This window comes from Polaromonas sp. P1_A2 (genome assembly GCF_056406895.1).
Window position 1 is genome coordinate 79990 of sequence record NZ_JBFTZI010000005.1, and the last position, 21854, is coordinate 101843.

A 21854-nucleotide genomic window follows, 5' to 3' on the forward strand; every position below is an offset into this window, starting at 1 on the left:
CTTGTCAGGGGGTGCAAGCCGGTCTGGCTTGCCGGAAACAGGATGAAATTCATGATGCTCTCTCCCGGTCAACAGGGATCCGGGTCGTTGACCCGGTATGAGGCACACCATTACGCACGTCGTTGTGCGCAGGACCCGCAGTGCATTCGCTAAGGTCGGGCGCGTCGTTACGCCCGCGATAGCTAATGCAAAACTTGTGCCATATCATTGGCCTGCAAGCCGCGCCCAGAATCCGCAGCCGGCGCGTGGCGCGCGACTTGCATCCTTGCCAGCCTTATTTCCCTCCCAAGCTATTGATTTGTATGACTTCCGCATTGGTAAACCTGAACGGCCCCGCCGGTGCCAACCCGCTGGTCTCCGACCTTGAGGCGGCCGGCATCCAGGTCCTGGGGGTGCTCCACGAGCGCAGCAAACTGGTGCAGGAGGCACTGCGGCAGGCGCCCGACGTGCTGGTTTGCCACGATGCGCTGCCCGATGAGGCCTTGTTCAAGCTCTTGCAGGTGGTCGGCGAGACCGCGCCTTGCCCCGTCCTGGTGTTCACCAGCGACAGCGATGCGGAAAAAATCACGCGCGCCACCGAGGTCGGGGTCCATGCCTATGTGGTCAACGGCTACAGCCCGCAGCGCCTGCGGCCGCTGATCCACCTGGCCCAGGCCCGCTTCAGGCGCGAGCAGGCCCTGCAGGGCGAGATGCGGGACATTGCCGGCCGCCTGGAAGAGCGCAAGGTGGTGGACCGCGCCAAGGGCATCCTGATGCGCGCCCGCCAGATGTCCGACGACGACGCCTTCCAGATTCTGCGCACTGCCTCCATGCACACCAACCAGCGCCTGGGCCAGGTGTCGCAGCACATCATCCATTCAGCCCGTTTCGCCGAAGACGTCAACCGCTCGGGCCAGTTGCGCATGCTGTCGCAGCGCCTGGTCAAGCTGGCGCTGCTGCGGCTGGCGGGCGTGCAGCCCGGGCGCGTGGCGCAGCTGCTCGCGGAGTCGGTGCAGCGCATAGACGCCAACATTGCCGCCCTCGGCAAAAGCCTGTCCAAGCCCACGTTTGGCGACCTGCTGGGGCAGGTGAGCCTGACCTGGGCGCGCCTGAAGCCCGCCCTGGAGGAAAGCCGGGCGGCCGGCGAGATGGCGCACCTGGACGAGCTCGCCGAGCTGCTGCTGCAGGAAGCCGAGCGCATGACCGCCATCCTTGAAAGCGCCGGCGCCATGCCGCCGCTGCAGATGCTCAACCTGGCCGGCCGCCAGCGCATGCTGAGCCAGCGCTTCGCGAAATACGCCTTGCTGCAAGTCCTGGGCGGCACGGCCTCGCAGCGCAGTGAAGTGGGCATGGCCGAGTCGCAGGCGGCTTTTGAGAAGGCGCTGCAATACCTCAACGACATTCCGCTGACCAGCAGAGAGATCCGCGAGTCCCTGGACAAGGCCGCCGCGGGCTGGGCACAGATGCGCACTGGCGCCGCGGGCATCGCCAAGGGCAAGGATGTGAAACGGCTGGAAGGCCTGGCCACCGCCAGCGAAGACCTGCTGGACGTGTTCGAGCAGCTCTCGGTGCAGTACGAGCGCAGCATGCAGATGCTGGTGGGCTAAGCCCTGGCGCAGTGCATTGCTGCAATGCACCAATATCGGGCATTGAACTTGCTTACATTGGTGCATGGCATTTGATCTGGACATTGGCTTTGCCACGCTGGCAGGCCGTAAAAACACCAACGAGGACTTCTGCGCGGCCATGCTGCCCGAACCGGGGCAAGAGGGCATGGGCTCCATCGTGGCGGTGGCCGACGGCGTGAGCACCGGCGGCATGGGCCGGGAAGCCGCGCAAACCACGGTCACCAGCTTGGTCCGCGACTACTACGGCACGCCCGAAACCTGGGACACCACGGTGGCGCTGGACCGCATCATCGGCGCGCAGAACGCCTGGCTGGCCGGCATCAACCGCCGGCGCCGGCCGGCCGTGGGCCTGACCACCCTCACGGCGCTGGTGCTGCGCGGGCAGTCCTACACCCTGGCGCATGTGGGCGATTCACGGGCTTATCTGCTGCGCGGCGGCACTTTGCAGCAGCTCACGCACGACCATGCGGTCAACCATCCCGACTTCAGGCACCAGCTGCTGCGCTCGGTGGGCGCCGAAGACCATGTGGTGGTCGACTACATGCAGGGCGACCTGCAGGTGGGCGACGTGTTTGTGCTCGTCACCGACGGCGTGCACGGCGTGCTGCGCGATGCGCGGCTGCGGGATTTTGCCGGCCTGCAGGAAGCGGGCGGCTCCCAACTGGCCAGCCAGGGACTGGTCGACGCCGCCCTGGCCGCCGGCAGCAACGACAACCTGACGGCCGTCGTGGTGCGCGTGCGCGGCCTGCTCGACGCCACCCTGCAGGACGTGAGCCGCATTGCCCAGACCCTGCCGGTGCCGCCCAGGCTCAAGGTCGGCGATGTGATCGACGGCCTGGTGGTGACCGCAAAAGTGGCCGACAACGAAATCCATGTGCTGTACCAGGTGCGCGACCCGGCCACGCGTGTTCTGTACGCCCTCAAGGCGCTGAACCCCGCGAGGTCCCACGATGGCGAGGAGCGCGCCATGCTGGCGCACGAGGCCTGGCTGGCCCTGCGCATGCAGTCGGGCCCGGCGGCGGGGCATCTGGTCAGGCTTCACGAAAGCCCGCCGGCCGGCCATGAGCGCAGCGCTTTTTACCTGCTGTACGACTGGCACAGCGGCGAGACGCTGCAGCAGCTGCTGGAACGCGGCCACAAATTCAGCGTGGAACAGGTGCTGGGCGCGGCCACCCAGGCGGCGCGCGCGCTGGGCCGGCTGCACCGCCAGTGCGTGATCCACCGCGACGTCAAGCCCGCCAACCTGCACCAGGGTGAAGACGGCGTGCTGCGCCTGCTGGACCTTGGCGTGGCCCTCAGCGGGCGCGAGCCCGAAGCCATGCGCAAGCTGCACGCCGGCACCCCCAGCTTCATCAATCCCGAACAATGGGGCTTCAGCGCCACAGGCAGCGACGGGCCCGAGGAATTGCCCGACGCGCAAAGCGACCTGTTCGCGCTGGGCGTCACCCTGTACCAGCTGCTGACCGCCAGGCTGCCCTACGGCGAGGTGCTGCCTTACCAGGCCGGCCGCTACTACCGAGACCCGGTGGCGCCCAGCCGCATCAATCCCGAAGTGCCGATCTGGCTGGACCACGTGGTGCTCAAGGCCGTGGCTCGCGACAAGCGGCGGCGCTTTGAAACCGCCGAAGAACTGCTGCTGGCGCTGGAGCGGGGTGCTTCGCGGCCGCTGACTGCGCCGCAGGGGACGCCCTTGATTGAACGGGATCCGGTGATGCTGTGGAAGTTGTTGTTGGCGGTTAGTGTGGTGGTGAATGTTTTGTTGATTTATTGGGTTTTGTTTTTACCTCGGTAAGGGGGCCGGGTCTTGCTCCGGCAGGCGCGCTCGTCCTCTTCATCCTCCTCCTTCCTCTGCTGAGTGCGGCTGGCCGGGTCTCGCCCCGGCGGGCGAGGCACTTTTATCGAAACCCGCAAAGCGGGTTTTCTTTGTTCGCCAAAGGCGCGCTACGCGCGCGGGGTTTGCTCACTTCGCGCAGCGAAGTTACGCAAACACCAAAAGTACCCAAAAGAAAGGCGACCCGCAGTCTGGGTCCCTCCGCTGCGCTACGGGCAACCTGCGCTGCTCGACTGCGGAGGGGGTCTGGCTAAACTCGCTACGCTGCGCTTCGCTCAAACAACGCCAGCCCTTATCCCTCCTCCGTCTGCGCTGCTCGGCCCAGCCAGGACGGGGAAGTCCGAATACAAGAAAACCAATACCAATACAAACAAGGACACACCATGGCGTGTCCTTGTGGTTTTTGGTGTTGGTATTTTTTCTCCCACCCCTTGTGTATGCGCCGAGGAGCGGAGGGCCAGACGGGGGCTGGCGTTGTCTGAGCGTAGCGAGTTTAGCCAGCCCCCGGCTGGACCGAGCACCGCAGGTTGCCCGCAGCGAAGCGGAGGGACGCAGACACCAGGGTCGCCTTTCTTTTGCTTACTTTTCTTTGGCGAAGCAAAGAAAAGTGAGTTGCCGCCGGGCAACCCCGGCCAGCAGCTCTCAGCAGGAAGCGCACAAGCCGGAGCAAGAACCGGCCCTCTCACGCGCCGCGAGCACGACCCCCCTTCTCAGCCCAAGTCCGCGTCCACCGAATCTGCATAACCCGAAGCATCACCAACATCCCCAAAGCCAAAGCCGCAAAAAAGAAGAACCCCCACATATAGGTCCCGGCATATTGTTTGGAGATGCCCATGGCGTTGGGTACCAGGCCGCCGCCCAGGGCGCCTATCTCGCCGATCATGGAGCCGGCGACCGCGGTGGCCAGGGGCCAGCGCAGGGGTACGAGCTGGAAGAGGGCGCCGTTGCCTGCGCCCAGGGCGGCAAAGCACAGCATCACCAGCAGCGTCGTGCCGGCCAGGGAGCCGCCGGCCAGGCCGCAGGCGATCAGCGTGCCGGCGATGGTGAGCAGCACCACGCTCAGGGTGTTGACGCCGCCCCAGCGGTCGGAAATCCAGCCGCCGAAGATGCGCAGCGCCGCGCCCATGAAGGCCGCCAGCATGGACAGCTGGCCCGCCTGCACCTTGCTGACGCCGAACTGGTCGTAGTAGTAGGAGGGCAAAAACGTGGCCAGGCCGATGAAGCCGCCGAAACTCACGGCGTAGATCAGGCTGAAGGCCCAGCCGTCTTTCTCGAACAGGCAGGCGACGTGCTCACGCAGCGTGGCGTGGCTGTCCACGTCGTCGGGCTCTTTGGCAAAAAGAATCATCGCGATCATGGGCAACAGCATGGCCACAGCGGCAATGCCGTAGACCGACTGCCAGCCAAAGCGCTGGGCCAGCGCGGGCGCCACCAGCACCGAGACGGCGGTGCCCACGTTGCCGGCGCCGACCAGGCCCATGGCCAAACCCTTGTAGCGCGGCGGAAAGGAGCCCGAACCCAGGCTCAGCGCGACACCGAAGCTGGCGCCGGCAATGCCCAGCAGCACGCCCATGGCCAGCAGGCTGCTGTAGGAGTCGACCACAAAGTAGCCGAACAGCAGGGCCACCATGATCAGGCCCATTTCCACCAGCGTGGCATTCTTGCGGCCTATGTACTGGGCCAGCACGCCCAGCGGAAAGCGCATCAGCGCGCCGGCGAAGATGGGCACCGAGAGCATCACGCCCTTCTGGGTGGGCGAAAGGTTGTAGGTTTCCGAGATGAAGGGTGCCATGGCCCCGTTCATGACCCAGATGCAACACGAGAAGGCGAAGTAAAAAAACGCCGCGCCCAGCGTGGGTGCGTGACCGGCCTTGAGAAAATTACGGAACCCCGCCATGGTGCAAACTCTTTCTGTGGGATGGTTGACTCACAGAATCAGTGCGAAAAGCGTGCCACCTTGGGGCGTGCAAAACGCACCCTCACGGCGCGGTTTCAGCCCGTTTGCCGGTTTCTTTTGGTGCGCCGCACAAAATACGTGCACCTCGGCGGGGGCTCAGCTCAGTTTTTGCGGTCCATGTCGACGCAGACCATGGCCGAATAGTGGCTCCAGCGCAGCGTGATGACATAGGGGCGGGTGCGCACCCGGGCCTTCATGCCCTGGGTGCCCTGCATCTTGACGGGCACCGAAATCTGCAGTTCGGAACCCAGGGCCTTGCGCGCATTGCCGGCCAGCGTGTTGGCGATCTCGCCCACAGCGTCCAGCAGGTTGCCGTCGCTGAGGTCGGTTTCATGCTGCAGCAGCAAAATTTCACGCACCAGCTTGCCCGGCATGGAGACCATCACATGGCCGTTGTGGCTGCCCGAAAAGGCCACGATGCCGTTGAATTCAAAACCCTCGATATCGCCCGAGCCGAGGTAGGCCGAGGTGATTTGCGGCTCCTGCCGGGTGGTGACTTTCAGGTAATGCCGGATCGAGTCGACAAACAGCTTGAGGTCGTTTTCGTTGAGTGTGGCCATGGCAGCCCTCCTTAGCGCATGTCGGCGATGTCGAGCAATGCCATCTGCAGCTCTTCATCGGTGAAGGGTTTGGCGACGAAGCCGCGCGCGCCCAGCTTGAGCGCCTGGATGGCCGTCGACTTGTCGCTGAGCGCGCTGACCACCAGTATCTTGACGGCCGGATCCAGCTTGAGCAGCGCGGAGATGCATTCGATGCCGTCCATCTCGGGCATGGTCAGGTCCATGGTGACGACTTCAGGCCGTGTCGCCCGGGCCAGCCGCACGGCCTCGTTGCCGTTTCTGGCCAGGCCCGCGAGCACGATGCCCTTGATGCCGCCGTTTTGCACCACGCGCGAGATGCGGGTGCGGATCATGTTGGAGTCGTCAACAATCAGCAGTCGCATGGTGAGCCTCCTTCGGGGTTGGGGATGGTTGGGATGTCTGGCATGTCTGGAAATTGGTCATGTGGGGCGGCCTCAGGAAAACACGACCCGGAATTCGGTGTGCTGGCCGGGTGTGCTCGATAGCAGCAGGCGCGCACCCAGGTTTTGCACATTGGCCTGCACCAGGTCCAGGCCGACACCGCGGCCGGCATGCCGCGACGTCGCGGCGGCGGTGGAAAAACCGGGCTTGAAGATGTTCGCGACGATCTGCTTGTCGCTGAAACTCTGCAACTGCTCGGCGTTGTACCAGCCCAGCTCCAGCAGGCGGCGGCGCACGTCGGCAGCCTTCAGGCCGGCGCCGTCGTCGCGAACCGTGAGCTGCCATTGGCCGGCTTCGTCAGGGCCCAGCGCCACGCTGAGCTGGCCTTCGGCGGGTTTGCCGGCGGCCTGCCGCGCGGCCGGCGTTTCCACGCCATGCACCACGGCATTGCGCAGCAGCTGGATGGCGATCTCGCGCACCAGGCCCAGCTTGGCCGGCGCAATCTCCGGCGCGCCGGCCATGCGCACATCGGCCTTCACGCGTTTGCCGCAGTCCGTGGCCACCTCGGTGGCCAGCCGGGTGAGCGCGGCATGGAGGTCTTGCGGCGAATCGCCTTGCCGGGATGACGCGCCTTCGCCCGAACGCCTCTGGCCCAGGGCTTTGAAGGCGCCTACCTTGGAGAGCAGGTCTTCCAGCGGCAGCGGCAGGGCCAGCAGGGCGTCGCCGGTGGCTGCGCCGCTGTCCTTGAGCTTTTGCAATTCGCTCTCGAACTGGTGGGCCAGCGTGGCCAGGATTTCCAGGCCCAGGGAAGCGGCGTCACCCTTGAAGGCGTGGATGCGGCGGTAGGCGCCGTCCACCGCCTTGAGCACCTGGATCTCGGAGGCGGCCGAGGAGGTGCTGCGCAGCAGGTCGTTGACCTCGAGCAGCGAAGCCTCGGCGCGCTCGACGAAGGCCCGCATCATGGCCGGTTCGGTCTCGAAGGCCTTGAGCATCATGGACAGCTCTTTTTGCGAGCGCTGGCGTTCGCCGGCGAGCCTGGCCTGCAGTTCGACCTTTTGCGTGATGTCCTGCACGGTGACCAGCAGGTGCCGCACGGTGGCGCCGTCCTGCACCCGGTTGAAATGGAAGGACAGGTAGCGGGTCGTCTGCTGGCCCAGGCGGTTGGCAACGGTGAGCTCCACTTCCGAAAGCGGGTTGATGCCCTGGACCAGCTGCTCCTTCACATGCGGGGAGAACAGCAGCTCCACATAATCGCGCGCGTCGGTGAGGGCCTTGAGGGACACCATCGTGGACAGCACCTCGAAAAAATTCTGCCCCGGCGCCAGCGTTTTGCCGAACAGCGCGTGGGTGGAGCGGGACAGCTGTGAGCCCAGCTGGTGCCCCGGCGTGAGCAGGAACAGGCCTTCGCGCACGCTGGCGAGGATTTCGCGGTTTTCTTCGGTCGCCGCTTCAATCGCGGCGTCGGAGGTCTTCAGCCGACGCAAAAACTTGAACAGGATGAAGGCGAAATTCAGCAGGGCCAGCACGATGCCACCGGTTTGCACCATGCGCAGCACGCTGGCGCGCGACGCGCCTATCTGCTGTGTTTCGGTCACGAAGTCGTTGGCCGCGCTGAGCAGCTCGCTGTTGTGGGCCTGGCTGTAGGCCAGCGCGGCGGCCAGTTCCTGCTGCGTGAAGTTGTCGCCGCTCAGCAAGGGCTGGAGCAGGGCGAAGTAGGGTTTCCAAAGGACTTCCACCTTGTCTTCAAGCTCGCGGCCGCGGCTGGATGTCACGGGGTGCAGGTAGACGGGCTTGCCGTCGCCGCCGGGAATCGTTCCGCCTTCGCGAAAAGCAACCTGAGAGATCTGGAATATCTTGGCGCCCGAGCGCAGCTCCGCCAGGGTTTCGGGCTTGTAGAAAAGCCCGGCGGCGCGCATGGCGTCAAGCTCCAGCAGGGTGCGCGCGACGCGCTGCGACACATAACGCTGGCGGCCCGACAGGTTGATGGTCACGGTGTCCTGGTCGATCTTGAACGAGGTGTAGAAATTCAACACCAGCACCCCGAGGTCGAACAGGAGAAAGAAGGCCACCGCGATGATGATTTCGCGGTACTTGCCGAACAGGCCCGGGCCGGCTTTGCGTGTGGGCCGGGCGGCCGCGATCCTGTCGGCGCCTTGGACTGGCAAAACTGCAGACATAGCAAACCTCCCTTGTGCGAACTTGCGGAACGGTTTATCCCGTTTTCTTGCGATGCGGCCGCCTGCCGGTTTTCCGGCCCCTCGGCGGCCCTGCCTCAGGCCGTTTTTTCGACGTGGCCCTGGCGCGTATAGAGAAAATCGATTACGGCCTTGCGGTAACCCAGGTAGCGGATGTCCTCGGCCAGCGCCACGCGCGAGCGGGGCCGCGGCAACTCGACCTGCAGCACCTCGCCGATCGTGGCCGAGGGGCCGTTGGTCATCATCACGATGCGGTCGGACAGCAGCACCGCCTCATCGACGTCGTGGGTGACCATGACCACCGTGCTTTGCGTGGTGGCCACGATCTGCAGCAGCTCGTCCTGCAGCTTGGCGCGGGTCAGCGCGTCCAGCGCGCCGAAGGGTTCGTCGAGCAGCAGCACCTTGGGTTCCATGGACAGCGCGCGCGCGATGCCGACACGCTGCTTCATGCCGCCCGAGATTTCGCCGGGGCGCTTTTGCGCCGCCGCGCTCAGCCCGACCATGGCCAGCGCCGCGTCGGTGCGGGCCTTGAGTTGGGCCTTGCTTTCGGCGGCTGAGAACACGCGCTCGACGGCCAGGTAGACGTTTTCAAAGCAGGTCAGCCAGGGCAGCAGCGAGTGGTTCTGGAACACCACGGCGCGCTCCGGGCCGGGCCCGGCGATTTCGCGGTTGGCGCACAGCAGGCTGCCCTCGGTGGGCGTCGTCAGTCCGGCGATCAGGTTCAGCAGGGTGGACTTGCCGCAGCCCGAGTGGCCAATCAGCGCGACGAACTCGCCCTTGGCGACCGTCAGGTTGATGTTCTGCAGCGCGCGGAACGGCCCCTTGCGGGTCTTGAAGGTCTGCTCGACGCCCTGGATTTCGATGTACTTGGTGGTGAAGGATGTCATGGCGGGGCTCCTGGGGGCTTAGTTCTTGACTTCTTCGAAGGTGAAGGCCGTGGCCAGCTTGATCAGCGCGAACTCCAGCACCAGGCCGACGATGCCGATCACGAAGATCGCGATGATGATGTTCTTGACGTTGAGGTTGTTCCACTCGTCCCAGACCCAGAAGCCGATGCCGACGCCGCCGGTCAGCATCTCGGCCGCGACGATCACCAGCCAGGCGGTGCCCACGGCCAGGCGCACGCCGGTCAGCATGTAGGGCAGCACGGCGGGGAAGAGGATCTTGGTGACGATCTTCCATTCGCTGAGATTGAGCACGCGCGCCACGTTCATGTAGTCCTGCGGCACGCGCTGCACGCCGACGGCGGTGTTGATGATCATGGGCCAGATCGAGCAGATGAAGATGGTCCAGATGGCGGCCGGGTTGGCGCCCTTGAAGACCAGCAGCCCTATCGGCAGCCAGGCCAGCGGCGAGACCGGGCGCAGCAGACTGATCAGCGGGTTGAACATGCGGCTCAGGAAATTGAAGCGGCCTAACATGAAGCCGACGGGGATGCCGACGACGGCCGCCATGCCGAAGCCCATGGCCACGCGCTTGAGCGAGGACAGCACGTTCCAGCCCACACCCTGGTCGTTGGGGCCTTTGCTGTAGAACGGGTCGCTGAAGATCTGCACCGCCTGGGCGAGGGTGTCCTTGGGAGACGGGATGCTGCCGCCCGTGCCCATGAACACCAGCTCCCAGACCAGCGCCAGCAGGCCCAGGCCCAGCAGCGGCGGCAGCACGGCCAGCCAGAGAAACGAGGCATCCCAGGGCGCGCGGGCCGGCGCGGTGGGAGCGGCCGCCTGCGCCGCGGCGGGAGTGGTGGTGGGGTGTGTCATGTTGTGGGGAGCCGCCAATGGGGCAGGGCCGGCATCCCTGGCTTTGGGTTTGTCGCCGCCGCGGGCCGCGGGCGCGGCCTCAAGCGGGTTGTGGAATACGGCACTGACCATGGCGTGACCTCTTTGCGTGGGGTGGAAGGTTCTGTGGATGAGGTGGGGCGGGGCGCGGGCTCAGGCCTGGAGCTTGAAGCTGTCGGCGTACTTTTTCGGGTCCTTGCCGTCCCAGACTGCGCCGTCCATCAGCTTGCTGCTGCGCATGACATCCTTGGGAACGCTGGCCTTGGCGGCGGTGGCGGCCTGTTTGTAGACATCGATCTGGTTGATCTTTTTGGCGATGCCCAGGTAGTCCGGGTGCTCCTTGATCAGGCCCCAGCGCTTGTGCTGCGTGAGGAACCACATGCCGTCGGAGAGGTAGGGGAAATTCACCGCGCCGTCGTTGTAGAACTTCATGTAGTTGGGGTCGTCCCAGGTCTTGCCCATGCCGTTCTGGTAGCGGCCCAGGATGCGCTGGTTGATCGCGTCGACGCTGGTGTTGACGTAGCTCTTGTCGGCCACGGTTTCGGCCATCTTGTTCTTGTTGGTGAGGCTGGCGTCAATCCACTTGCCGGCCTCGATGATGGCGGCGGTCACGGCGCGCGCCGTGTTGGGGTATTTCTGCACGAATTCCGCGGTGGTGCCCAGCACCTTTTCTGGGTGGTCCTTCCAGATGTCCTGGGTGGTCACGGCGGTCACGCCAATGCCGTCGATGATGGCGCGGTGGCCCCAGGGCTCGCCCACGCAGTAGCCGTCCATATTGCCCACGCGCATATTGGCCACCATTTGCGGCGGCGGCACGGTGATGACCTTGGCGTCCTTCATCGGATTGATGCCGTTGGCAGCCAGCCAGTAATAAAGCCACATGGCGTGCGTGCCGGTGGGGAAGGTCTGGGCAAAGGTGTATTCGCGCTTGTCGCTGGCCATCAGCTTGGCCAGGCCGGGGCCGTCCACCGCGCCCTTGTCGGCGAGCTTCTTGGACAGCGTGATGGCCTGGCCGTTGTTGTTGAGCGTCATCAGCACGGCCATGTCTTTCTTGGGGCCGGCCGTGCCCATGTGCACGCCGTAGACCAGGCCATAGAGCACGTGGGCGAAGTCCAGTTCGCCGTTGACCAGCTTGTCGCGCACGCCGGCCCAGCTGGCTTCCTTGGTCGGGATGATCTTGACGCCATACTTCTGGTCTATGCCCAGCACCGAGGCCATCACCACCGAGGCGCAATCGGTCAGGGGAATGAAGCCGATCTTGACTTCCTTTTTTTCCGGCGCGTCCGATCCCTGGGCGTACACGGCGGCGCGCAGGGCGGGGTTGATGCCCACGGCGCCCACGGCCGCGGCCTGCAGCACGGTGCGGCGTGTCAGCGAAGATTTCAGCAGTTCAGTCATGTGATCGGCTCCAGCTAAGTAAAAACAAAAGACAAAAACAAAAAAGGCGCTCGACCCGGGCAACACGTTGAACGTGATGCAGGGTGCGAACGCCTTTGTTCCTTGGGGCACCACACACTTCGTCGTTGAAGTGCTGTGCCGTATGGCCATCCTTGGCCAGTGCTTAGGGCATTGCAAAAGCTGTGCCAGGGGCGCCTAGCGTTGCCGAAAGCCTTGTTCTACAGAGTGGGGACGCCGGGGGAGCTCCCCTTTGTGCGCCCCCAGGTCGAGCGCCCTGAAGAGTCGCCGCGGGGCGGGGCGCCAGAACGGTGGGGCTTGTTGTCCGCACCTAATTTGTGCGCTGCACCAATTGAGGGTGGACTGCTCAGCCGGCGGATTAGCCCAGCAGGTCCAGGGCATCCAACATGCGCTGGGCCACTTCGCCCAGGCGCAGGCCCTTGTCCATGGCGGCCTTGCGCAGCTTTTCGTAGGCGGCCTGCTCGGACAGTCCCTGGCGCTGCATCAGCATGCCTTTGGCCCGGTCTATGACTTTTCGCTCGTGCAGCTCGGTTTTGGCGTGCGCCAGCTCTTTTCGCAGGCCTTGCTCATGCTCAAAGCGCGCCATGGCCACGTCCAGGATGGGGCGAATGCGGTCCGGCGAGAGCCCTGCCACCACGTAAGCCGATACGCCGGCCGCGACGGCATCCTTGACGTGGCTGGTGTCGTTGTCATTGGTGAACAGCACGATGGGCCGCCGCGCGTCCCGCGTCGCCATCACCACATGTTCCAGGGAGTCGCGCGCCTCGCTTTCGGCGTCCACGATGATCATGTCGGGCTGCAGCTGCGCCAGGCGCTCGTCCAGAAAGGTGTCGGCCGGCAGCACCGCGACGATGTTGTAACCGTTTTCCAGCAGGCCTATGCGCAGCTGGCGCGAGCGCTCGGCGAGCTCCCGCGCATGGGCGTCATCGGACACGGACTCCAGGAGGTCCGGTGCGATGATGACAAGGCGCAGGGATTGGGACGGTGTCATGGGGAAACTTGTGCAAGAACTGTGCCCCCACAGTCGTTCACTGCGTGTAACTCCTTGCCCCCCGAGGGGGCCGCCCGCCCTCCGGCCCGGCAAAGCCGGTTCCGGGGCTCATGCTGGGTTGAAGAGGGGCACAACCAGTGGGGGCCGCGGGACTGGCTTTGCCAGACCGCAGGCGCCGCCCCCTTGAGGGGGAAACAAGCTACACGCAGTGAGCCTGGACAGGGGGATCAATTTTTTGGGGGAACAAGCTACACGCAGTGAGCCTGGACGGGGGTGGGGACTTCCTCCAAACCTTACACTCGAAGGATGCGAGTCTTAGGTATCGAATCGAGTTGTGATGAAACCGGCGTGGCGCTGGTGGATGCCAGCGGCGCCGGCGTGCCGCGCCTGCTGTCGCATGCGCTGTACAGCCAGATTGCCATGCACCAGGCCTATGGCGGCGTGGTGCCCGAGCTGGCCAGCCGCGACCACATACGCCGTGTATTGCCCCTGACGCAGCAGGTGATGGCGGAGGCGGGTAGCAGCCTGGCGCAAGTGGATGTGGTGGCTTACACGCGCGGTCCCGGATTGGCCGGCGCACTTCTGGTGGGGGCCGGGGTGGCTTGCTCGCTGGCGGCGGCACTGGGCAAGCCGGCCATGGGGGTGCACCACCTGGAAGGCCATTTGCTCTCGCCCTTCCTGAGTGCCGACCCACCCGAGTTTCCTTTTGTGGCGCTGCTGGTGTCGGGCGGCCACACCCAGCTGATGCGGGTGGACCGGGTAGGCAGCTACGAGCTGCTCGGTGAAACCATTGACGATGCGGCCGGCGAGGCTTTCGACAAGTCGGCCAAGCTCATGGGCCTGCCTTATCCGGGCGGCCCGCACCTGTCGAAACTGGCCGAGGGGGGCGACGGCGCGGCTTTCAAGCTGCCGCGGCCCTTGCTGCACAGCGGCGATCTCGATTTTTCATTCGCCGGGCTGAAGACCGCGGTGCTGACGCAGGCCAAAAAACTGGGGCCCGACCTGGAAAGCCGCAAGGCCGACCTCGCGGCTGCCACGCAGGCGGCGATTGTGGAGGTGCTGGTCAAAAAATCACTGGCCGCGATGGCCCAAACCGAGCTCAAGCGCCTGGTGGTGGCCGGCGGTGTGGGCGCCAATGCGCTGCTGCGCAGCCAGCTCAATGCCGTGTGCAAACAACGCGGTATTCGCGTGCATTACCCCGAATTGCATTTGTGCACCGACAACGGCGCGATGATTGCGCTGGCGGCCGGCATGCGCCTGCAGGCGGGGCTGGAAACGCTTCAGCGCGGCTACACCTTTGACGTGAAGCCGCGCTGGGAATTGGCCCCCACGGTCGCTCGCTCCGCGTAGCTTCCTGCCCCCCGAGGGGGCCGCTGCGCCTGCGGCCCGGCAAAGCCGGTTCCGCGGCCCTGGCTGGCAGGGACGGATGCCCGGCTTGATTGGTGATTACTGGATGTCGAGATGGGTGACGTTGCTGACGGGGACTTTTTTGCCCAGCGTCAGGGTCAGCACGCCGTTCTCGAGCTTGGCCGAGCTGTTGGCGGTGTCGATTTCCAGCGGGAAGCGCCAGGCGGCTTTGACCTTGCGGGGTGCGTCATCCTTGCTGGCCACGCGGACCACGTCACCCTCGATGCCGATGTCCAGGTGCTCGCGGGCCAGACCCGGGACGTCGAGTTGCAGGGTGTAGGCTTTTTCCTGGTCTTCCACGCTGGCGGGCTTGGCGGCGCCGGCATCAGAGAGCGAGGAGAAGGTGTCGTTGAGGAATTTTTCCAGGGCGCCGTTGCTCACGACGGGCGCGTAGTGGCGATGAAAGGCGCGGGCGGGGCGATGGGCGAGAGAGTAAAACATGGCTGTTCCTTGAAGGGTTAACAAGGGGCGGTTTCCCCTTACACTGCGCGGCGTTCACCGTGATTGCCGCATGCACACCAGTTAGGTGTGCAGCCGGTTTATTCAAGCCAGATCCAGCAAAAAACAGGGAGTTCTTTTTTTATGCGCCAACACTTGAAACGCCTTTTCACGGCCCTATGTCTTTGCGCTTCCATGGGGGCCGGCGCGCAGACGGCCGGCCAGCCGCCGGTAGCTGCACCTGTTCGTATTGCCCTGATTGAAAGCCTGTCGGGCGCCTTCGCCAACACCGGCGAGGCGGTGTTCCGCAACCTGGTCTGGGCCACCGAGCGGGTCAACGCACGCGGCGGCGTGAAGCTGGCCGGCGGGCCGCGCAACCTGGTGGTCGAGCGCTACGACAGCAAGGGCCAGAACGAAGAAGCGCTGGCGGCCCTGCGCTCGGCCATCGACGACGGCGTGACCATCATCGCGCAGGGCAATTCGTCGGCCATCGCGGCAGTGCTCATAGACGCCATCAACAAACACAACGAGCGCGAGCCGAAAAAGCGCGTGCTGTTCCTGAACTACTCGGCGGTCGATCCCATCCTGACGAATGAAAAGTGCAGCTACTGGCATTTCCGTTTCGATGCGCACGCCGACATGCGCATGGCCGCGCTCATGGACGTGCTCAAGGACGACAAGGCGCTCAAAAGCATTTACCTGATAGGCCAGGACTACAGCTTCGGCCAGGCCGTGTTGCGCGAGGCCCGCAAGCAGCTGGGTGCGCAGCGCCCCGACGTGCAGATCGTGGGCGACGAGTTGCACGCGCTGGGCCGCGTCAAGGATTTCATCCCCTACGCCGCGAAGATCAAGGCCAGCGGTGCGCAGGCAGTGCTCACGGGCAACTGGGGCAACGACCTGACCTTGCTGATCAAGGCGGCCAGGGAAGTGGGCTACGAGGGCAAGTTCTACACCTTCTACGGCAATGCGCTGGGCGTGCCGGGCGCGCTGGGTGAGGCCGGCGTGGGCAAGGTGGTCGCCGTGGCCGACTGGTTCCCCAACGAGGCGGGCGCGCAGTCCGAGGCTTTTTACCAGTCCTTCCGCCAGCGTTTCCCGAAGCCGCAGGACGACTATGTGCACATGCGCATGCAGCTCATGGTCGAGGCGCTGGCCCAAAGCCTGGACAAGGCCGGCAGCGCCGAGGCCGGCGCGGTGGCGGCGCAACTCGAGCGCGGTGCCGTCAATTTCGCGGGCCACCAGGGCGCCATGCGTGCGCAGGATCACCAGTTCCAGCAGCCGCTGCTGGTGGCGCTGATGGGCAAGCAGGGCTCGCCGGGCGTGAAGTTCGACGTGGAAGGTTCGGGCTACGGCTTTCGCGTGATCAAGACGATCTCGCCCGAACGGGCCGAGCAGCCGAGCAGCTGCAAGATGGTCCGGCCCTGAGTTTCAATTTTTTTTTGACCGACGCCGGCAGGCAGATCGAACATTCCCATGACCCTGAGACAAGCTGTTTTAAACCTTGAAGAATCCATGATCCGCCAGGTGGCCAATGCCGGCATGGGGCGCAGCGACGTGCTCAAGTTCTGGTTTGGCGAAAGCGACGAGGTCACGCCGGCCTTTATCCGCGACGCGGCCGCCGCTTCGCTGCAGCAGGGCGAGACCTTTTATGCCCATAACCTGGGCCTGCCCGAGCTGCGGGAAGCCATTGCCGGCTATGCTACGGGCCTGCGCTGCCCGGGCGCCGCCCCCATCACGGCGGAGCGCATTGCGGTCACCTCGGGCGGCGTCAATGCCTTGATGCTGGCCGTGCAGGCGCTGGTGGATGCGGGCGACGAAGTGGTTGCCGTCACGCCGGTCTGGCCCAACCTGACGGCCCAGCCGGCCATCATGGGCGCGCAGGTGCGCTGCGTGAGCCTCAAGCCGGTGGCGGGTGAATGGCGGCTGGACCTGGCCGAACTGCTGGCCGCCATCACGCCCCAAACCAAGCTGCTGATCGTCAACGCACCCAACAACCCCACAGGCTGGACCCTGGCGCGCGCCGAGCAGGAGGCCATCCTGGCGCATTGCCGCCAAACCGGGACCTGGATACTGGCCGACGAGGTCTATGAGCGGCTGTATTACGAGCCCACGCCCAATGGCTGCGCGCCCAGTTTCCTGGATATCGCGGCGCCCGAAGACCGGCTGGTGGTGGTCCACAGTTTTTCCAAGAGCTTTTTGATGACAGGCTGGCGCCTGGGCTGGCTGGTGATGCCGGCCGCGATGACGCCGCACATGGGCAAGCTGGTGGAGTTCAACACCTCCTGCGCGCCGGTGTTCGTGCAGCGGGCCGGGCTGGCGGCCATAAAACGCACGGCCGACATCACGCCGCGGGTAGTGGCCCACCTGAAAACCTGCCGCGACACCCTGGTGCCCCTGCTGCAGGCCGTGCCCGGCGTGCAGCTGGCCCCGGCCAAAGGGGGCATGTACGCCTTTTTCCGGCTGGAAGACCCCGCAGACCCCGCGCGCTTTGGCGATTCGCTGGAAACGGCCAAACGCCTGGTCGTGGAGGCCGGCCTGGGCCTGGCGCCCGGCAACGCCTTCATGGTCAAGCCCGGGCCCGAGGCCCAGGGCTGGCTGCGCTGGTGTTTCGCCAGCCAGGACCTGGCCAGGCTGGGGCAGGGGGTGGAACGGCTGAGGGGCTGGCTCTAGAACCAGTTCCCTGTCTTCAGGCTATAATCCAAGGCTCTGCGCAGTTTGAGGCCTTTTTAGGGCCTTTTCCATGCCGGAACACGACGAAAGCGGTTTATCCATCTCCCATGTCGGGAACGCTGCTTCGCTCGCAAGCGCACCTCGGTGCAAGAAAGAGAAAACATGATTGCAAAATCCGTCAAGGCCGAAATCGTCCAGGCCAACGCACGTGCCGCCGGCGACACCGGCAGCCCTGAAGTTCAAGTGGCGCTGCTGACCGGCCGCATCAACGAACTGACCCCCCATTTCAAGGCCAACGCCAAGGATCACCACGGCCGCCGCGGCCTGCTGCGCATGGTGAGCCGCCGCCGCAAGCTGCTGGACTACCTGAAGTCCAAAGACGCCGACCGTTACACCGCGCTGATCGCCAAGCTTGGCCTGCGCAAGTAATCGGTAACAACGATTTGAAAGCGCCTGAGTTAGTTCACTAGCTCAGGCGCTTTTTACTTCGGAGCAAGGCAAAACGAGCACGCGCTGTGTCATTCCACAAAAAAAGCCCTGGGCAAGCCGCTGAGCCCAGGCATTTTGTGGAATGGCATCGTGTTCAGCCAGCCGCCGCTCCGGGCCTCCCGCGCTGCCTCAAGCGTGTGAATTTAGTGGAGATAAGAACATGAGCATTTTCAACAAAGTCACCAAGTCCTTCCAATGGGGCCAGCACAAGGTCACGATGGAAACCGGCGAAATCGCCCGCCAGTCCAGCGGCGCCGTCGTCGTCGACATGGACGGCACCGTGGTGCTGGCCACCGTGGTCGCCAAGTCCGATGCCAAGCCCGGCCAGGATTTCTTCCCCCTGACCGTCGATTACCTCGAAAAAACCTATGCCGCCGGCCGCATCCCCGGCAGCTTCTTCAAGCGCGAAGGCCGCCCCAGCGAATTCGAAACGCTGACCTCCCGCCTGATCGACCGCCCCATCCGCCCGCTGTTCCCCGAAGGCTTCTTCAACGAAGTGCAGGTCGTGATCCACGTGCTGTCGCTGAACCCTGAAGTCGAAGGCGACATCCCCGCGCTGATCGCCTCGAGCGCCGCCCTGTCGATCTCCGGCATCCCCTTCAACGGCCCGATCGGCGCCGCGCGCGTGGCCTACATCGACGGCCAGTACGTGCTGAACCCCGGCAAGACCCAGCTCAAGGATTCGAAGATGGACCTCGTCGTGGCCGGCACCGAAGCCGCCGTGCTGATGGTCGAGTCCGAAGCCCAGCAGCTGTCCGAAGAGATCATGCTCGGCGCCGTGGTGTTCGGCCATGAGCAGGGCAATATCGCGATCAACGCGATCCACGAACTCGTGCGCGACGCCGGCAAGCCGGTCTGGGACTGGCAAGCCCCCGCCAAGAACGAGCCGCTGATCGCCAAGGTCAATGAACTCGCCGGCGCCAAGCTGCAGGCCGCCTACCAGATCCGCGCCAAGCAGGCGCGTACGCAAGCCTGCCGCGTGGTGACTTCCGACGTGATGGCTGCCCTGAAGGCCGACGGCGTGGAATTCGACAGCGTTGCCGTGGAAGGCATGCTGTTCGACATCGAAGCCAAGATCGTGCGCAGCCAGATCCTGGCCGGCGAGCCCCGCATCGACGGCCGCGACACCCGCACCGTGCGCGCCATTGAAATCCGCAACAGCGTGCTGCCCCGCACCCACGGCTCGGCCCTGTTCACGCGCGGCGAAACCCAGGCGCTGGTCGTGACCACGCTGGGCACCGAACGCGACGCGCAGCGCATCGACGCGCTGTCCGGCGACTACGAAGACCGCTTCATGCTGCACTACAACATGCCTCCGTTCGCCACCGGCGAAACCGGCCGTGTCGGCAGCCCGAAACGCCGCGAAATCGGCCACGGCCGCCTGGCCAAGCGCGCGCTGGTCGCGGTGCTGCCCACCAAGGAAGAGTTCCCCTACACCATGCGTGTGGTGTCTGAAATCACCGAATCCAATGGTTCCTCGTCGATGGCTTCGGTCTGCGGCGGCTGCCTCTCGCTGATGGACGCGGGCGTTCCGATGAAGGCCCACGTGGCCGGCATCGCCATGGGCCTGATCAAGGAAGACAACCGTTTTGCCGTGCTGACCGACATCCTGGGCGACGAAGATCACCTGGGCGACATGGACTTCAAGGTCGCGGGCACCACCTTCGGCATCACCGCGCTGCAGATGGACATCAAGATCCAGGGCATCACCAAGGAAATCATGCAGGTCGCGCTGGCCCAGGCCAAGGAAGCCCGCATGCACATCCTGGGCAAGATGCAGGAAGCCATGGGCGAGGCCAAGGCCGAGGTCTCCGATTTCGCGCCCCGCCTCTACGTCATGAAGATCAACCCCGAGAAGATCCGCGACGTGATCGGCAAGGGCGGCGCCGTCATCCGCGCGCTGACCGAAGAAACCGGCACGCAGATCAACATCGAGGAAGACGGCACCATCACCATCGCCTCGAACGACAGCGCCAAGGCCGATGAAGCCAAGCGCCGCATCGCCGAGATCACCGCTGAAGTCGAAATCGGCAAGGTCTACGAAGGCCCGGTCACCAAGATCCTGGACTTCGGCGCGCTGATCAACCTGCTGCCCGGCAAGGACGGCCTGCTGCACATCAGCCAGATCGCCCACGAGCGCGTCGAGAAGGTCACCGACTACCTGAGCGAAGGCCAGATCGTCAAGGTCAAGGTTCTTGAGACTGACGAAAAAGGCCGCGTCAAGCTGTCGATGAAGGCCTTGCTGGACCGCCCGGCCCAGGACCAGGACCGGGGCTGATCCGCACCGGCCATGGATGTTGCGCCGCTAGCGCCCGGATGCCGGGTGCCGGCGGTGCAAACGAATTGCATACCCCATGAAAGCTGTTGAAATTACCTCCTACGGCGGGCCCGAGGTGTTGCGTCTGGGCGCGCGCCCGGCACCCATCGACGGCCCGGGCGAGGTGGTGATCCGCGTGAACGCCAGCGGCGTGAACCGCCCTGACGTACTGCAGCGCATGGGCCACTACCCGGTGCCGCCGGGCGCGTCCGATATCCCGGGCCTCGAAGTGGCCGGCGTGATCGTCTCCGGCGACACCAAGGCCATGGCCGCGGCCGGGCTGAAGCCCGGCGACCGCGTCTGCGCGCTGGTCGCCGGCGGCGGTTATGCCGAGCTGTGCGTCGCGCCCGTCGGGCAATGCCTGCCGGTGCCCGAGGGCTTCAGCGACGTCGAGGCGGCTTCGCTGCCCGAGACCTTCTTCACGGTCTGGAGCAATGTGTTCGAGCGCGCCCGCCTGCAGCCCGGTGAAACCCTGCTGATCCAGGGCGGCTCCAGCGGCATAGGTGTGACGGCCATCCAGATCGCCAAGGCCCTGGGCGCCACGGTGCTGGTCACGGCCGGCAGCGACGACAAGTGCGCGGCCTGCGTCGCCCTGGGAGCGGACCACGCCATCAACTACAAGAGCAGCGACTTCGCCGAAGAGGTGAAGCGGCTCACGAACGGGCAGGGCGTCAACGTCATTCTCGACATGGTGGCCGGCAGCTATGTCGCGCGTGAAGTCGAATGCCTGGCCGAGGACGGCCGCCTCGCCATCATCGCGGTGCAGGGCGGCGTCAAGGCCGAGGTCAACGCCGGCCTGGTGCTGCGCAAGCGCCTGACCATCACCGGCTCGACCTTGCGCCCGCGTTCCGTCGAGTTCAAGGCGGCGATCGCAAAAGCGCTGAAAGAAAAAATCTGGCCGCTGATGGCCCGCGGCGCCGTCAAGCCGGTGATCCACAGCACTTTTGCCGCAGCCGACGCGGCCAGGGCCCATGCGCTGATGGAGTCGAATTCGCATATCGGCAAAATTGTTTTGACCTGGTAAGCCAAAGATGAAAAAACTCATTGCAGGAAACTGGAAGATGAACGGCAGCCTGGCGGCCAATGCGGCCTTGCTGGACACGCTGGCGCAAGGCCTGGACCGCGCGCCGGCCTGCGAGGTCGCCGTTTGTGTTCCCGCGCCCTACCTGGGGCAGGTGCAGGCCATGCGTTCCGCGCAGGCCGGCCTCGCGGCCATCGAACTCGGCGCGCAGGATGTCTCGGCGCAGGCCTCGGGTGCCTACACGGGCGAGGTGAGCGCCGCCATGCTCAAGGACTTCGGCTGCCGTTTTGCCATCGTCGGCCATTCGGAGCGCCGCCAGTACCACGGTGAAAGCGATGCGCTGGTGGCCGACAAGGCCAAAGCCGCGCTGGCATCGGGCATCACGCCCATCGTCTGCGTGGGTGAGACCCTGGCCGAGCGCGAAGCCGGCCACACCGAAGAAGTCGTCAAGCGCCAGCTGGCCGCGGTGATCCACACCAACGGCCACTGCATCAGCGAAATCGTCGTGGCCTATGAACCCGTGTGGGCCATAGGTACCGGCAAGACGGCATCGCCCGAAGAAGCCCAGGCTGTGCACGCGGTGTTGCGCGCCCAGCTGAAGGCGGCGACTGACCAGTTCGCGCGTGTGAAAATCCTGTATGGCGGCAGCATGAACGCCGCCAATGCGGCAGCGCTGCTGGCCCAGCCCGACATCGACGGCGGCCTGATTGGCGGCGCCTCGCTCAAAGCCCCTGATTTCTTGACCATTATTGCTGCAGCCCGCAAGTAACGAGCGCAG

General features: G+C 65.0%; 18 protein-coding genes. 9 read left to right on the forward strand and 9 right to left on the reverse strand.

Annotated elements, in window-relative coordinates:
- Window positions 1–302: 302 nt before the first annotated feature.
- Together AC1D09_RS18930 and AC1D09_RS18935 are read left to right on the forward strand one after the other, a co-directional pair.
- Window positions 303–1586 carry a type IV pili methyl-accepting chemotaxis transducer N-terminal domain-containing protein gene (locus tag AC1D09_RS18930; protein ID WP_477662559.1) on the forward strand — a complete coding sequence of 428 codons (1284 nt, stop codon included), beginning with the start codon at window positions 303–305 and terminating at the stop codon, window positions 1584–1586.
- Window positions 1587–1650: 64 nt separating this feature from the next.
- Window positions 1651–3399, forward strand: a complete 1749-nt coding sequence (locus AC1D09_RS18935; protein ID WP_477662558.1) for a bifunctional protein-serine/threonine kinase/phosphatase — start codon at window positions 1651–1653, stop codon at window positions 3397–3399.
- A gap of 721 nt (window positions 3400–4120) precedes the next feature.
- Here AC1D09_RS18935 and AC1D09_RS18940 read toward each other — a convergent pair.
- The 8 genes from AC1D09_RS18940 to AC1D09_RS18975 all read right to left on the reverse strand — a co-directional run bounded on the left by AC1D09_RS18940 (window position 4121) and on the right by AC1D09_RS18975 (window position 12737).
- The gene (locus tag AC1D09_RS18940) at window positions 4121–5335 is read right to left on the reverse strand and encodes an MFS transporter (RefSeq protein WP_477701178.1); all 1215 of its coding nucleotides are present in this window, start codon (window positions 5333–5335) and stop codon (window positions 4121–4123) included.
- 161 nt (window positions 5336–5496) lie between these two features.
- Entirely contained in the window at window positions 5497–5955 is a 459-nt protein-coding gene (locus AC1D09_RS18945) for a chemotaxis protein CheX (protein WP_477662556.1), read from the reverse strand.
- Between the two features lie 11 nt (window positions 5956–5966).
- Window positions 5967–6338, reverse strand: a complete 372-nt coding sequence (locus AC1D09_RS18950; RefSeq protein WP_477662555.1) for a response regulator transcription factor — start codon at window positions 6336–6338, stop codon at window positions 5967–5969.
- 72 nt (window positions 6339–6410) lie between these two features.
- Window positions 6411–8534, reverse strand: coding sequence for an ATP-binding protein (locus AC1D09_RS18955; RefSeq protein ID WP_477662554.1), 2124 nt, complete (start codon window positions 8532–8534; stop codon window positions 6411–6413).
- 95 nt (window positions 8535–8629) lie between these two features.
- Entirely contained in the window at window positions 8630–9439 is an 810-nt protein-coding gene (locus AC1D09_RS18960; RefSeq protein ID WP_477662553.1) for an ABC transporter ATP-binding protein, read from the reverse strand.
- Between the two features lie 18 nt (window positions 9440–9457).
- Window positions 9458–10423: a nitrate ABC transporter permease gene (ntrB, locus tag AC1D09_RS18965; protein ID WP_477662552.1), complete on the reverse strand. Its 966-nt coding sequence runs from the start codon at window positions 10421–10423 to the stop codon at window positions 9458–9460.
- 60 nt (window positions 10424–10483) lie between these two features.
- Entirely contained in the window at window positions 10484–11728 is a 1245-nt protein-coding gene (locus AC1D09_RS18970; RefSeq protein WP_477662551.1) for a CmpA/NrtA family ABC transporter substrate-binding protein, read from the reverse strand.
- Between the two features lie 376 nt (window positions 11729–12104).
- Entirely contained in the window at window positions 12105–12737 is a 633-nt protein-coding gene (locus AC1D09_RS18975) for an ANTAR domain-containing response regulator (protein ID WP_007864505.1), read from the reverse strand.
- Between the two features lie 306 nt (window positions 12738–13043).
- On the opposite strand from AC1D09_RS18975, the gene tsaD reads away from it, so the two are divergent.
- Window positions 13044–14087: a tRNA (adenosine(37)-N6)-threonylcarbamoyltransferase complex transferase subunit TsaD gene (tsaD, locus tag AC1D09_RS18980; protein WP_477662550.1), complete on the forward strand. Its 1044-nt coding sequence runs from the start codon at window positions 13044–13046 to the stop codon at window positions 14085–14087.
- 96 nt (window positions 14088–14183) lie between these two features.
- Here tsaD and AC1D09_RS18985 read toward each other — a convergent pair whose 3' ends face one another.
- A complete protein-coding gene (locus tag AC1D09_RS18985) occupies window positions 14184–14585 on the reverse strand; it encodes an Hsp20/alpha crystallin family protein (protein WP_477662549.1) in 402 nt (133 codons plus the stop codon).
- A gap of 141 nt (window positions 14586–14726) precedes the next feature.
- On the opposite strand from AC1D09_RS18985, the gene AC1D09_RS18990 reads away from it, so the two are divergent.
- The 6 genes from AC1D09_RS18990 to tpiA all read left to right on the forward strand — a co-directional run bounded on the left by AC1D09_RS18990 (window position 14727) and on the right by tpiA (window position 21845).
- Window positions 14727–16004: a branched-chain amino acid ABC transporter substrate-binding protein gene (locus tag AC1D09_RS18990; protein WP_477662548.1), complete on the forward strand. Its 1278-nt coding sequence runs from the start codon at window positions 14727–14729 to the stop codon at window positions 16002–16004.
- Between the two features lie 48 nt (window positions 16005–16052).
- A complete protein-coding gene (locus AC1D09_RS18995) occupies window positions 16053–17249 on the forward strand; it encodes a pyridoxal phosphate-dependent aminotransferase (protein WP_477662547.1) in 1197 nt (398 codons plus the stop codon).
- Window positions 17250–17411: 162 nt separating this feature from the next.
- Window positions 17412–17678, forward strand: a complete 267-nt coding sequence (gene rpsO, locus AC1D09_RS19000; protein ID WP_007864491.1) for a 30S ribosomal protein S15 — start codon at window positions 17412–17414, stop codon at window positions 17676–17678.
- Window positions 17679–17898: 220 nt separating this feature from the next.
- On the forward strand, window positions 17899–20016 hold the full coding sequence (gene pnp, locus AC1D09_RS19005) for a polyribonucleotide nucleotidyltransferase (RefSeq protein WP_007864483.1): 2118 nt from the start codon (window positions 17899–17901) through the stop codon (window positions 20014–20016).
- A gap of 76 nt (window positions 20017–20092) precedes the next feature.
- On the forward strand, window positions 20093–21079 hold the full coding sequence (locus AC1D09_RS19010) for an NAD(P)H-quinone oxidoreductase (RefSeq protein WP_477662546.1): 987 nt from the start codon (window positions 20093–20095) through the stop codon (window positions 21077–21079).
- Window positions 21080–21086: 7 nt separating this feature from the next.
- Entirely contained in the window at window positions 21087–21845 is a 759-nt protein-coding gene (gene tpiA / locus AC1D09_RS19015; protein ID WP_477662545.1) for a triose-phosphate isomerase, read from the forward strand.
- Window positions 21846–21854 lie beyond the last annotated feature (9 nt).